Source organism: Micromonospora sp. WMMD964 (assembly GCF_029581455.1).
GTDB lineage: Bacteria > Actinomycetota > Actinomycetes > Mycobacteriales > Micromonosporaceae > Micromonospora.
In genome coordinates this window covers 1,627,496-1,640,298 of the sequence record NZ_CP120860.1, presented here as the reverse complement: position 1 = coordinate 1,640,298, position 12,803 = coordinate 1,627,496, and the positions used below count along the sequence as shown (strand labels likewise).

The window sequence follows — 12,803 nt, the reverse complement described above, 5'->3', positions numbered from 1 at the left end:
GTGCGGGTACGTCGTACGTCAGCTCTTGAAGGCGTCCTTGATCTTCTCGCCGGCCTGCTTGAGCTTGGCCGTCGACTGGTCGGCGCGACCCTCGGCCTCGAGCTGCTCGTTGTCGGTGGCCCGACCGGCGCCTTCCTTCAGCTTGCCGGCCGCGTCCTCGGTGGCGTTGTTGATCTTGTCGTCGAAACTCATTGCCAACCTCCATCGCAGGCGTCGCTACGACATCAGCAGTACCCCGCCGTCGGCGGTCCAACCATCGCCGTCGTCACAGTCCGCTATCGACAGCAGCCGACCGGAACCGACGCAGCCGCAGGCTGTTGGCCACCACGAAGACCGAGGACAGCGCCATGGTCGCGCCGGCGATCATCGGGTTGAGCAACCCGGCGGCGGCCAACGGCAGGGCCGCCACGTTGTAACCGAACGCCCAGAACAGGTTGCCCCGGATGATGCCGAGCGTGCGTCGGGACAACCGGATGGCGTCCACCGCGGCGTCGAGGTCGCCCCGGACGAGCGTGAGGTCGGACGCCTCGATCGCCACGTCGGTGCCCGTGCCCATGGCCAGCCCGAGGTCGGCCTGGGCCAGCGCCGGGGCGTCGTTGACCCCGTCACCGACCATCGCCACCGACCGGCCCTCGGCCTGGAGCCGCTTGACCACGTCGACCTTGCCGGCCGGCAACACCTCCGCGATCACCTCGTCGACGCCCACCTCGGCCGCGACCGCCCGGGCCACTGTCGTGTTGTCGCCGGTCAGCAGGACCGGGGTGAGCCCCAGGGCGCGTAGCCGGGCCACCGCCGCCCGGCTGGTCGGCCGGACCACGTCGGCGACCGCGAGCACGCCCCGGGCCCGCCCGTCCCAGCCGGCCACGATCGCCGTACGGCCGGCGGCCTCCGCCTCGCTGACCGCCCACTCGATCTCCGGCGGTACGTCGAGCTGCCGCTCGCGCAGCAGCCGGGCCCGGCCGACCAGCACGACCCGCCCGTCCACGGTGCCGGTCACGCCCAGCCCTTCCAGGTTGCGGAAGCCGGCCACCGGAGGCAGCGCACCGGCCTCGGCGGCACCCGTGGCGACCGCTCGGGCGATCGGGTGCTCGGAGGCGGCCTCCACCGCACCGGCGAGGCGGAGCAGCTCGGCCCGGTCCTCCCCGCTCACCGGCACGACGTCCACCAGGGTCATCCGGCCGGTCGTGACGGTGCCGGTCTTGTCCAGCACCACGGTGTCCACCCGGCGGGTGGACTCCAGCACCTCCGGTCCCTTGATCAGCACACCGAGTTGGGCGCCCCGCCCGGTGCCGACCAGCAACGCCGTCGGGGTGGCCAGGCCGAGCGCACAGGGGCAGGCGATGATCAGCACGGCCACGGCGGCGGTGAACGCGGCGGTCGGGCCGGCTCCTGTCCCGAGCCACCAGCCGAGGGTGCCGACGGAGAGCGTGATGACGATCGGCACGAACACGCCGGAGATCCGGTCCGCCAGCCGCTGCACGGCCGCCTTGCCGCTCTGCGCCTGCTCGACCAGGTCGGCCATCCGGGCGAGCTGGGTGTCCGCACCGACCCGCGTCGCGGTGACGACCAGTCGCCCGCCCGCGTTGATGGTGGCACCGACCACGCCGTCACCGGGGCCGACCTCGACGGGCACCGACTCACCGGTGAGCATGCTGGCGTCGACGGCGGAGGTGCCCTCGTCGACCACGCCGTCGGTGGCGATCTTCTCCCCGGGGCGGACCACGAACCGGTCACCGACGGCGAGCCGGTCCACCGGGACCAGCGTCTCCACCCCGTCTCGCAGCACCGCCACCTCGCGAGCGCCGAGTTCGAGCAGGGCACGCAGGGCCGCCCCGGCGGTCCGCTTGGACCGGGCCTCGAAGTAGCGCCCGGCCAGGATGAACACGGTCACCCCGGCGGCGGCCTCCAGGTAGATGTTGCCGGCACCGTCGGTGCGGGTGATGTCGAAGCGGAACGGGTGCGTCATCCCCGGCATGCCGGCGTCACCGAGGAACAGCGCCCAGAGCGACCAGCCGAACGCAGCGAGGGTGCCGAGCGACACCAGAGTGTCCATCGTCGCCGCGCCGTGCCGCAGGTTGGTCCAGGCCGCCCGGTGGAACGGCAACCCACCCCAGACCACCACCGGGGCGGCCAGGGTCAGCGACAGCCACTGCCAGTAGTCGAACTGCCAGGCCGGGACCATGGCCAGCAGCACCACCGGCACGCTCAGCGCCACCGAGACCCAGAGCCGGGTACGCGGACCCTGCAGCGGGTCGACCGGCTGCTCCACGGTCGGCGGGCTGGGCAGCGCGGCCGTGTAACCGGTCTTCTGCACGGTCTCGATGAGGTCGTCAGGTGTGACGCCGTCGGCGTACCGGACGGTCGCCTTCTCGGTGGCGTAGTTGACGGTGGCGCTCACGCCGTCCATCCGGTTGAGCTTCTTCTCGATCCGGGCGGCGCAGGCGGCGCAGGTCATCCCGCCGATCGCCAACTCGATCCGGTTCGGCGCCTCAGGTAGCGGTCTGCTGGTGGTGGTCATCGTCTCGTCCCGTCAGTTGTGCCCGTGCCCGGGGGGGCCGTGGTCGGCGCCCCCGGTCGGCGCGGGTCCGCTCGTGCTGGGAACGGGCCCGGTCGAGATGCCGCTGGTGACGACCGTGAACTCGGCGGTGTGCACCGCCCCGCCGTGCCGGAAGTCGAGGTAGAGCCGGTAGCTGCCGGCCGACGGCACCTCGGCGAGGAAGGTGATCGCCGGGCCGGGGCGGGTCCGCCCGTCCCCCGGTGTCCCGTCCGGGTGCACGTGCAGGTACGCCAGATCACCTCGGCGCAGCGCCACCAGATGCCCGTACGCGCCCAGGTAGGGCTGCAGGTCGGTGACCGGCTGCCCGCCCCGGCTCACGCTCAGGCTCAGCGGTGACGTGCGGCCGGGCTGCGGCGCACCGGTCAGGGTCACCGTGTAACCGTCGACGGTGGTGCTGGTCGACGGGGGTGGCAGCGGTCGTTCGGTCAGCTCGCCGGGGACCGTCACGTCCACACCGAGAGTCAGCGGCTCACCCCCGGTCGGGGCGAAGTCGGCGAACGCCCGCCACTGCCCGGCGCCGTCGAACGGGGTGTCGACCCGCCAGGTGCCGTCCGGGGCCAGGTCGGGGTGCACGTGGCGGAAGCCGGAGAGGTCCCGCCGGGCGACGATCAGGTGCATCCGCTTGTCGTGCGCCACGTCGTAGCGGGTCACCGGGCGGCCGTCCGGCCCGACGATCCGGAAGGCGAACTCGTCGGCCGCAACGTCGACGGTTTCGAGGGTGTAGCCACGGTCGGAGACGAGCAGGCCGCCGGGGAGCCGGTCGGCCGCCTCGTCGGCGGCGCCCGTGGCGGGAGCCGGACCGTCGACGTGCCGGCTCTCGGCCGCCGGGGCGCGGTCGACCACCCGGCCGATCCCGTACGTCGTGCCGAAGACCGCCGCCAGGCCGACGGCGAACCCGGCCAGCTTCGTCACGGTGCGCATGCCGACCCTCCGATCACGCGTCGACGAGGTTGTAGCCGGCCTCGTCGACGGCGGCCCGGACGACAGCGGTGTCCAACGGCTGGTCGCTGTCGACGGTGACCCGGCCGGTCGCGAGGTCGACCTGGACGCCGTGCACGCCCGCGATGGCGCCGACCTCGGCGGTGACCGCGCTCACGCAGTGCCCGCAGGTCATGCCCTGCACCTGGTACGTCGTGTTGACCATCGAAACGTCTCCCTTACCGGTACGGGGTGGGGGTATCCCACCGGAAGCGACCGTACCATACCCCCGGGGGGTAGGCTATCCTTGCCGGCATGACCACACCCGCCCCGATCCGGGGATACACCGCCAGCAAGGACCAGCTGCTCGCGCGCCTCCGCAGGGTCGAGGGGCAGGTCCGGGGCATCGAGAAGATGGTCGACGACGACCGTTACTGCATCGACGTGCTCACCCAGATCTCCGCGATCCAGGCCGCCCTCGACAAGGTGGCGCTCGGGTTGCTCGACGGGCACGCCCGGCACTGCATGCACGAGGGGGCGGCCGAGGGCCGGGCCGACGAGATGGCCACCGAGATGATGGCGGCGGTCGGCCGTCTGATGAAGCGCGGCTGACAGCCCTCAGTCCGGCTGCCCGAGACGGACCCGGCGCAACAACTGCGCGTTGAGCGCCACCACGATCGTGGACGCCGACATCAGCACCGCCGCCAGCGCCGGGCTCAACGCCACACCGGCCCACGCCAACACCCCCGCCGCCAGCGGCAGCGCCACCACGTTGTAGCCCGCCGCCCAGGCCAGGTTCTGCCGCATCGTGCGGTACGACGCCCGGGACAGCCGCACCACGGCACCCACCCCGCGCGGGTCCGACGACGCCAACACCACCCCGGCGGACTCGATCGCCACGTCGGTGCCCGCGCCGATCGCGATACCGACGTCCGCTCGGGCCAACGCCGGCGCGTCGTTCACGCCGTCGCCGACCATCGCCACGATCAACCCCCGCCGTTGCAGGTCGGCCACCCGGCTGTCCTTCTCCGCGGGCAGCACCTCGGCGAAGACCTCGTCGACGCCGGGCCGGAACCCGAGTTCGGCAGCGACCGCCTCGGCCACCGGTCGGGCGTCACCCGTGATCATGGCGATGGTCCGGACCCCCTCGGCGCGCAGCTCGTCGACGGCCCGCCGCGCCTCCGGGCGTACCTCGTCGGTCAGCGCGAACGCGCCGAGCACGGTCTCCGGCAGCCGCACCAGGTGCAGCACCGCGGCCCCCCGCGCCGACCACCGCCCGGTCGCCGTCTCCAGCTCGGTCGGTAACGCCAGGCTGAGTTCCCGCAGCAGCGCCGTACCGCCCACCGCGTACTCCGTACCGTCGACAGTCGCCCGCACGCCGCGGCCCGGCAGCGACCGGAACCCGGTGGCCGGGAGCGGTCCGGCGGGCCCGGCCGCCGCCACGATGGCCCGGGCCAGCGGATGTTCGCTGTCCGACTCGACGCCCGCCGCGATCCGCAGCACCTCGTCCCGCTGGACACCCGGCACCGGCAGCACGTCGGTCACCGCGTGCTCGCCCCGGGTCAACGTGCCGGTCTTGTCGAAGAGCACCGCACCGACGGTCCGCATCCGCTCCAACGCCAACCGGTCCTTGACCAGGATCCCGGACCGCGCGGCCAACGCGGTGGAGAGCGCGACGACCAGAGGGATGGCGAGGCCCAGCGCGTGCGGGCAGGCGATCACCAGCACGGTGACCGCGCGGACCACCGCCTCGTCGGGTCGGCCGAGCGCACTCCAGACCAGCACGGTCAGCACGGCGGTGCCGGTCGCCACGTAGAACAGCGCGGCCGCGAACCGGTCGGCGAGCAGTTGCGCCCGCCCACCCGAGCCCTGGGCCTGCGCGACCATCCGCTGGATCCCGGCGAGCGCGGTCTGCTCACCCAGCGCCTCGACGCGTACCCGGATCGCCGAGTCGGTGGCCACGGTGCCGGCCACCACCCGGTCACCAGCCGACCGGGCGACCGGCCGTGACTCACCGGTGATCATCGACTCGTCCAGTTCGGCGTCGCCGTCGACGACGCGACCGTCCGCCGGCACCCGACCGCCCGGGCGGACCAGCACCACGTCACCGACCCGCAGGCCGGACACCGGCACCGCCTCGTCCTGTCCGTCCGCCGCGACCCGTTCGGTCTCGTCCGGCAGCAGCGCGGCCAGCGCCGCGAGCGCCCCCCGGGCCTGCCCGATGGCCTTCATCTCCTGCCAGTGCCCGAGCAGCATGATGGTGACCAGCGCGGCCAACTCCCACCAGAAGTCCAGGTCGAAGGCGCCCACGCTGGTCGCCAGTGACGCCGCGTAGGCCACGGTGATCGCCATCGCGACCAGCAGCATCATCCCGGGGGCGCGGTCCCGCACCTCCCGCACCGCGCCGACGAGGAACGGCCAGCCGCCCCACCAGAACACCACCGAGCCGAGCACGGGGCCCACCCAGGAACGGCCTGGTACGTCCCAGCTCAGGCCCAACTGGTCCGACACCAGATGGCTGGCGAGGACCACCGGGACGGTGAGAGCCAGACAGACCCAGAAACGACGACGGAACATCTCGGGATCGTGCCCGGCGTGTTTGTCGTGCCCGGCGTGCCCGGCGTGCTCGGCGTGCCCCGCGTGCTCGGCGTGCCCGGCGTGCTCGTCGTGCGGCGCCGCCGGGGTGTGCGGACCAGGGTCGGGCGGTGACGGTGCGGCCATGTCTCCAACATGCCGGTCCGGGAGCCGCCACGCGAGCGGTTCGACCGCCGACACTCCGTCACGACCTGCGTCCCCCGACCGGGCTGGTTAGCATTCCCCACGATGACCGCCGGTGGACCGAGGCACGAACGGGCAGCGTCGCCGTCGCACGGTGGTGCCGCGGCCGGCCGGTCGGGTCAGACCCTGACTGTCCGTGACCGAGCGATCGTCAGCCGGCGAACCGTCGGGTTCCTCCACCACGTTTCCGCAGTGACGGTGAACCGACCGGCCCACTGACACGTACCCCGCACCGGATCGTTGGGAGTCTCACCTTGGGTTCCGACCACGCCCGTCCCGCTCCGTCCGCCCCACCCCGGGTGCGACGGATCCTCGTCATGACCGTGGTGCCTCTCTTCGTCGCCACCGTGATCGCGGCCCTGGTCCTCTGGCCGCGCGGCGGGTCACCGCAGTCCGACGGCGAGGCGGACGTGCCGCGCTACCGCGGCACGGTGACCCGGGTGGTGACGGAACCGTGCCCGCCGTCGCCGTCGAGCCCCGAGGGCACACCGCGCGTCGGTGACGGCCGCTGTGGCACCGTCGACGTGCGCGTGGACGACGGGCCGTCGGCCGGGGAGCAGGTCGAGACGCCGGTGCCCGACGGGCCGGGCGCACCTCGGGTCGAGGTCGGCGACGAGGTCATCCTGGTCGAGCTGACCGACCCGACCGACCCCGCCATCAGCAACTGGAACGTCGCCGAGCACCAACGGGGCACCCCGATGCTGTGGTTGGCTGTCGTCTTCGCCGCCGCGATCGTCGCGTTCGGTCGGTGGCGGGGTCTCGCCGCGCTCGCCGGGCTGGCCGCCAGCTTCGCCATCCTGCTCACCTTCGTGTTGCCGGGTATCGGCGCAGGGAAGTCACCGCTGCTGGTGGCGGTGGTCGGCGCCGCGCTGATCATGTTCGTGGTGCTCTACCTGACGCACGGGGTCACCGCACAGACGTCGGTGGCGGTGCTCGGCACCCTGGGCAGCCTGGTGCTGACCGGCGTGCTCGCCACCATCGCCACGGCCGCGACCCACCTCACCGGCTTCGGCAGTGAGGAAGCCACCACCCTGTCGATGTTCCAGGGCGACGTGGACCTGCACGGCCTGCTGCTCGCCGGCATCATCATCGGCTCCCTCGGGGTGCTCGACGACGTGACGGTCACCCAGGCGGCCACCGTCACCGAGTTGGCGCACGCCAACCCCGGCCTGACCCGGTTGCAGTTGTACCGGGCGGCGACCCGCGTCGGCCGGGCGCACATCGCGTCCACTGTCAACACCATCGTGCTGGCGTACGCGGGCGCGTCGCTGCCGCTGCTGCTCCTGCTCACCGCCGATTCGCGGCCGATCGGGCAGATCCTCACCAGCGAGTTCCTCGCCCAGGAGATCGTCCGCAGCGCGGTCGCCACCCTCGGCCTGATCGCCGCCGTGCCGCTGACCACCGGGCTGGCCGCGGTGGTGACCGCCGCCGGTCGCACGGACAGCACGTCGCCCGCCGACGCCACCGCCCCGCGACCGCAGCCGGACCGGGCCGAGGCGCTCGCCGCACTGATCTCACCGCGAACGGGTCACTCCGACGAGCCCGACCCGACGCGGCCCGCACCCCCATCGACCGCCGCCGACCGGTGGCCGGAGCCGAACAGGAGCACGGATACGACATGGTGACACTCCTCAGCGTGACCAGATCGGGCCCACACCCTGAGAACCGCGTCACTGGTCACTCACCGCTATGGCGAAATGACGCTTTTGGTCGGCATCCAGGCGTAGCTCACCCGGTCGACTCTCGGGTAACCTCGCTGCCGGTCACCGATGAAGGCGCGAAGCGGCGTCTGCGGTGCCACCGCCCAATCGCCAACCGGCGAGCCGGGGACCCAGGTACGTGGGGTGAATCCGCGTCAGCGGTAGGGGCCACTTCCGCCCCGAACCCGTCAGCTAACCCGGTCGGCGGTCGACGGAAGGGAACATTGTGACGGCACCCCTACGCCGCTGGTTGACACCCGTGGTGGCCGTGATCGCCGCACTGACCGTGCTCGCCGGGCCCCTCCCGGCCCACGCCGCCCCGACGACTCCCACCCCGTCCGGGCACGAGGAGGACGGCGAGCCGCAGCTGCTCACCGACGTCATCGAGCAGGCCAACCGCGACTACTCCGCAGCCAAGTCCCAATTGGACAAGTCCAAGAAGCGGCAGGGCGAGCTGGCGCGGGAGGTCGATCGGGCCCGGGCCGACCTGGACGCGCTGACCCCACAGGTCGGGCAGATCGCCGCCCAGTCGTACCGGACCGGCCGCATCGGCGCGCTCGCGATGCTGTTGGAGAGCAAGGCCCCGGACGCGTTCGTCCAGCGCGCCTCGCTTCTCGACGAGATGAACATGGTCAACGAGAAGAAGCTCGCCGAGGTCAACGCGGTGAAGGCCCGCGCCGAGCAGGCCAAGCAACTTCTCGACGCGGAGGTCCGCGAGCAGCAGAAGCAGACCGCCCTGATGGCGAAGCGCAAGAGCGAGGCGGACAAGGCGCTCTCCCTCGTCGGCGGAAAGGGCTTCACCGGCGGCCTGGTGGACGCCACGTCACCGGTTGCCAAGATCGGCCCCGGCCGCACCGCCGACGGCGACTGGAAGCCACAGTCGTGCAGCGAGAAGGACCCCACCACGTCCGGCTGCGTCACGCCCCGCACACTGCACGCGTACAAGGAGGTCAAGCGGGCCGGCTTCAACCGGTTCGTCGGCTGCTACCGCTCCGGTGGGCCGTGGGAGCACCCGAAGGGTCGCGCCTGCGACTGGTCGCTGCAGAAGAGCGGCTTCGCCCCGTGGCACAACGAGGACACCCGGAAGTACGGCAACAACGTCGCCGCGTTCCTCATCCGCAACGCCGACCGGCTGGGCATCTACTACGTGATCTGGAACCGGCAGATCTGGTTCCCGGCGACCGGCTGGAAGTCGTACAGCGGGCCGTCGAACCACACCGACCACGTCCACATGTCGCTGCTCTGACCCACAGGGGTATCGACCGAGGGCCGTTCCGCGTCGCGCGGAACGGCCCTCGTCGTGTCAGGGAACGGCCCTGATCGCGTCAGGCGACCCAACGGCCCCCGTCGCGTCCGGCGACCGAGCAGCCCTCGTCGCGTCCGGCGACCGAGCAGCCCTCGTCGCGTCCGGCGACCGAGCAGCCCTCGTCGCGTCCGGCGACCGAGCGGCCCCGGTCGGGTCAGGCGGCGGCGGGCGCGGCCGGGTCGGTGTCGAGGGTCGTGAAGCCGGCCGGCACCACGGCCACCGGGCGCACCTCGCCGGCGGCGAGCCGGTACGACACACCGACCACCGCGCACCGCCCCTGGGCCACCGCATCGGCCAGCACGGGCGACTGCCCGAGCAGGGTCTCGACCGTCTGTGCGATGTGGATGTCGACGATGCCGTCGATGTCCCGCACACCCTCGGCCTCGGCGCGGCGCAGGCTGGGCAGCACGGCGTCGACCACGGCGGGCAGGTGCCCCGGCGGGCGGGTGCCGGTCGCGGCGGCCTCCCGGGCCGCCTGGACCGCGCCGCACGAGTCGTGACCGAGCACCACCACCAGCGGGGTGCCGAGCACCGTCACCGCGTACTCCACGCTGCCGAGCACCTCCGGACCGGCGGTGTGGCCGGCGGTGCGGACCACGAACAGGTCGCCCAGCCCGCGGTCGAAGATGATCTCGGCGGCCAGGCGGGAGTCGGAACAGCCGACGATCACCGCGAACGGGTGCTGCCCGTCGGCCACTGCGGCCCGGTGCCCGGCGTCCTGGTTGGGGTGGTGCGGGGTGCCGTCGACGAAGCGCCGGTTGCCGGCCACCAACTCGGTGTACGCCCGGACCGGCCCGCTCGACGCGGGTGCCCGGTCGGCGGCTCGCTGCGGCCCCGGCTGCCCGCCGGTCGTCCCGGAATGACTCATTCCGCACCTCGTCTCGACGCATCTGACCTGGTCAAACGGCTTCAGGCAGGCCGGCGGCGGGCGCTGGCTCGGGGTCCACCGTCACACGCACCGAAAGACGCGTCAAGGGATGCGTGATATAGATTTCATACGTTGACCCCGAATCGACGGCTGGGCGACGCACCGAGGGCGGACATCCGGAGAGGCGGTCACACGATGGCGAGCACGCCGACCGGCAGCGGGCGGAACTGGACATTCCTCACCAACCACGGGCACGTCCTGCTGGCCATCGCCCGCGACCCGACCGCGCGGCTGCGGGATGTCGCCGCCGAGGTCGGGGTGACCGAACGCGCCGCGCAGGCGATCGTCGCCGACCTGGAGGCGGGCGGATACCTGCGCCGCACCCGCGTCGGGCGGCGCAACGAGTACACCCTCAACCCGGCCGGCCGGTTCCGGCACCCCGCCGAGGCCGACCGCCAGGTCGGCGCGCTGCTCGCACTGTTCGCCGATACGCCCGCCGAGGAGGTCGGCTCCCAGACCTGACCCTCGTCGCCGGGCCGTTGCCCCACCGGCCACAGCGGTAATCTCTGCGGGTGCGCGAATGCCCGCCGTCGAGCGCGACCCCCTCGCCCCGCCACGCCACCCGCCCGGTCCTCAGTGGACTGCTGGCGGTTCTGCTCGGCACCGGCCTGGTGGCACCGTCACCGGCAACCGCCGCGCCCCCCTCCTGCGGCCCGGAGGGCGAGGAGGGCCTGGCCGCAGCGCCGTGGGCGTTGCGCCGGCTGGAACCGTCCTCGGCCTGGCCGCTGTCCCGCGGCGCCGGAGTGACGGTGGCGGTGATCGACTCCGGGGTGTCCGCAACCCACCCGCTGCTCACCGGCCGGGTGCTCGAAGGTCGCGACTTCAACGGCCTGCCGGCCAACAAGGGCCAGTGCGACCTCGTCGGGCACGGCACGATGATCGCCGGCATCATCGCGGGCCGGGAGGGCACCGGCGTCCCCTTCAGCGGCATCGCCCCGGCCGCCCGCATCCTTCCCATCCGGGTCCTGCCGGACCTCAGGGACACCGACGACCCACAGCTTCCCGGGCAGATCGCCGCCGCCATCGACTGGGCGGTCGAGCAGGGCGCCGACGTGATCAACCTGTCCCTGACGACGATTCCCGGCCCGGAACTCAGCGCCGCCGTCGAGCGGGCACTGGCCGAGCGGGTCGTGCTGGTCGCCGCCGCCGGCAACCAGGAGCAGGGGCAGCAGAGCAGGCCGGGTTACCCGGCCGCGTACCCCGGGGTGCTGGCGGTCGGTGGGGTCGACGAGGAGGGCGGTCACGTCGGCACCTCGATCAGCGGCGACTACGTCGACATCGCCGCGCCCGGGTTGAACATCATCGGTCCGGCACCACGGGGGCCCGGCTACCGCGCCGAGCCCAACGGTGGCACCAGCTACGCCGCCGCGTACGTCTCGGGTGCGGCGGCACTGGTCCGGGCGGCCTACCCCGACCTCACTCCAGAACAGGTCGCCGAACGACTCAAACGCACCGCCGACAACCCACCGGACGGTCACAACGCCGACATCGGCTACGGCATGGTCAACCCCTACCGGGCCGTGTCGAGCGTGCTGGGCACCCGGACCAACCCGCCCGTCAGCGCGCTCCCGGCACCCGTCAGGCAGGACGACCCGCTGGGCCGGCAACGTACCGTCGCGATCTGGGCGGCGCTGATCGGCGGGCTGATCACCGTGCTGCTGCTGGTCGGAAGACCGATCGTCGCCCGGGGCCGCCGGCGCGATTGGCGACCGGGCCGGCGCGTCGACGCACCGGGCGTCGACTAGCGGCACCTACCGGGGCCGGAAACGATGCGGCTCCGGCCCGGATCGACCGGACCGGAGCCACACCACCGAACTGCTCAGCCCCACACCTTCGAGTTGCTCATCTCGGTGGAGACGTAGTTCTCGCGGGCGATGCCGACAGCGCCGCCGATCTCGTTCAGGATCCGGTTGATGTCCCGGACCGCCGTGTCCCACTTGGCCTGGTGCTGCTCGTAGGCAACCCGGTCCTCGCCGTCCCAGTGCAGCTTGGACAGCATCGACCGCAGCGTGTCGAGCTTCTCGTCGATGGTCTTCGAGATGGCCTGCATCTGCTGGTTGCTGCTCTCGAGGACAGCGTAGTCAACCTTGATCGTCACGATTTCCTCCTCTGCTGCCTGCGGATCACGGGTTGAGAGCAGAGTGGAACTTGTCCAGCATCTGCTGCTGCTCTTCGTCGTTGACCTGGTGCGTCGTACCCGACTTGTCGAGCAGGTCGGCGATGTTGTCCATCGCCGTCAGCAGCTTGCTGGTGTCCTCGTTCCAGCGCGTCATCAGCGACTGGAAGCCCGTCGACGCCTGACCCTTCCACGCGATAGCAAGGTCGTCGACCACGTTCCACAGCTTCTTCAGCTCGCCGTCAACCTCGCTGCGCGTGGACCGCACGTCACTCGCGGCGGTATGCAGAGTCGCTGCTTCGACCTCGAACGCCATGCTTCACACCCTTCCGTCATGTTGTGGTGGCGGCTCGGCCGCACCCCTCCCCCGCGGCAAGGCAGCAACACCCCACCGACGGACACTCCAGTGAAGACCGTAGCGGAAGCCGACCAGCCCTCGCAGCCCTGACCACCGCCGCGCGATGGATGGCGGTGAATCGGACCGAGGCGACCGGATGCCG

The 12,803-nt window shown here is 72.4% G+C and carries 13 protein-coding genes and 1 riboswitch; of the genes, 5 read left to right on the top strand and 8 right to left on the bottom strand.

Translation table 11 applies throughout. The features are described from left to right. Positions 1–18: 18 nt before the first annotated feature. The 4 genes from O7616_RS07710 to O7616_RS07695 form a co-directional block, all read right to left on the bottom strand. The gene (locus tag O7616_RS07710) at positions 19–192 is read right to left on the bottom strand and encodes a CsbD family protein (protein ID WP_282262888.1); all 174 of its coding nucleotides are present in this window, start codon (positions 190–192) and stop codon (positions 19–21) included. A 73-nt stretch (positions 193–265) separates the two neighbouring features. Continuing rightward, entirely contained in the window at positions 266–2,518 is a 2,253-nt protein-coding gene (locus tag O7616_RS07705) for a heavy metal translocating P-type ATPase (RefSeq protein WP_282306191.1), read from the bottom strand. 12 nt (positions 2,519–2,530) lie between these two features. Continuing rightward, the gene (locus O7616_RS07700; RefSeq protein ID WP_282306190.1) at positions 2,531–3,478 is read right to left on the bottom strand and encodes a hypothetical protein; all 948 of its coding nucleotides are present in this window, start codon (positions 3,476–3,478) and stop codon (positions 2,531–2,533) included. A gap of 13 nt (positions 3,479–3,491) precedes the next feature. Next, positions 3,492–3,701 (bottom strand): cation transporter, encoded by a 210-nt coding sequence (locus tag O7616_RS07695; protein ID WP_282262891.1) that lies wholly within the window; start codon positions 3,699–3,701, stop codon positions 3,492–3,494. Positions 3,702–3,790: 89 nt separating this feature from the next. On the opposite strand from O7616_RS07695, the gene O7616_RS07690 reads away from it, so the two are divergent. Beyond that, entirely contained in the window at positions 3,791–4,087 is a 297-nt protein-coding gene (locus O7616_RS07690) for a metal-sensitive transcriptional regulator (RefSeq protein WP_088986622.1), read from the top strand. A 6-nt stretch (positions 4,088–4,093) separates the two neighbouring features. On the opposite strand, the gene O7616_RS07685 is transcribed toward O7616_RS07690, so the two are convergent. Continuing rightward, positions 4,094–6,052: a heavy metal translocating P-type ATPase gene (locus O7616_RS07685; RefSeq protein WP_348773875.1), complete on the bottom strand. Its 1,959-nt coding sequence runs from the start codon at positions 6,050–6,052 to the stop codon at positions 4,094–4,096. Positions 6,053–6,507: 455 nt separating this feature from the next. Here O7616_RS07685 and O7616_RS07680 point away from each other — a divergent pair, with 455 nt between their 5' ends. After that, positions 6,508–7,878, top strand: a complete 1,371-nt coding sequence (locus tag O7616_RS07680) for a YibE/F family protein (protein ID WP_282306188.1) — start codon at positions 6,508–6,510, stop codon at positions 7,876–7,878. 166 nt (positions 7,879–8,044) lie between these two features. Further along, positions 8,045–8,175: riboswitch (cyclic di-AMP (ydaO/yuaA leader) on the top strand. Positions 8,176–8,179: 4 nt separating this feature from the next. Further along, positions 8,180–9,199 (top strand): hypothetical protein, encoded by a 1,020-nt coding sequence (locus tag O7616_RS07675; protein WP_282262897.1) that lies wholly within the window; start codon positions 8,180–8,182, stop codon positions 9,197–9,199. A gap of 214 nt (positions 9,200–9,413) precedes the next feature. Here O7616_RS07675 and O7616_RS07670 read toward each other — a convergent pair whose 3' ends face one another. Continuing rightward, entirely contained in the window at positions 9,414–10,127 is a 714-nt protein-coding gene (locus tag O7616_RS07670) for a carbonic anhydrase (protein ID WP_282306187.1), read from the bottom strand. Positions 10,128–10,322: 195 nt separating this feature from the next. On the opposite strand from O7616_RS07670, the gene O7616_RS07665 reads away from it, so the two are divergent. Beyond that, a complete protein-coding gene (locus tag O7616_RS07665; RefSeq protein ID WP_282306186.1) occupies positions 10,323–10,649 on the top strand; it encodes a helix-turn-helix domain-containing protein in 327 nt (108 codons plus the stop codon). A 50-nt stretch (positions 10,650–10,699) separates the two neighbouring features. Beyond that, positions 10,700–11,932, top strand: coding sequence for a type VII secretion-associated serine protease mycosin (mycP, locus tag O7616_RS07660; protein WP_282306185.1), 1,233 nt, complete (start codon positions 10,700–10,702; stop codon positions 11,930–11,932). A gap of 74 nt (positions 11,933–12,006) precedes the next feature. Here the strand turns inward: mycP and O7616_RS07655 are convergent, their stop codons facing one another. Both O7616_RS07655 and O7616_RS07650 read right to left on the bottom strand, forming a co-directional pair. After that, positions 12,007–12,285: a WXG100 family type VII secretion target gene (locus O7616_RS07655; RefSeq protein ID WP_203174913.1), complete on the bottom strand. Its 279-nt coding sequence runs from the start codon at positions 12,283–12,285 to the stop codon at positions 12,007–12,009. A gap of 25 nt (positions 12,286–12,310) precedes the next feature. Beyond that, positions 12,311–12,619 (bottom strand): WXG100 family type VII secretion target, encoded by a 309-nt coding sequence (locus O7616_RS07650; RefSeq protein ID WP_282262907.1) that lies wholly within the window; start codon positions 12,617–12,619, stop codon positions 12,311–12,313. Positions 12,620–12,803: the final 184 nt, after the last annotated feature.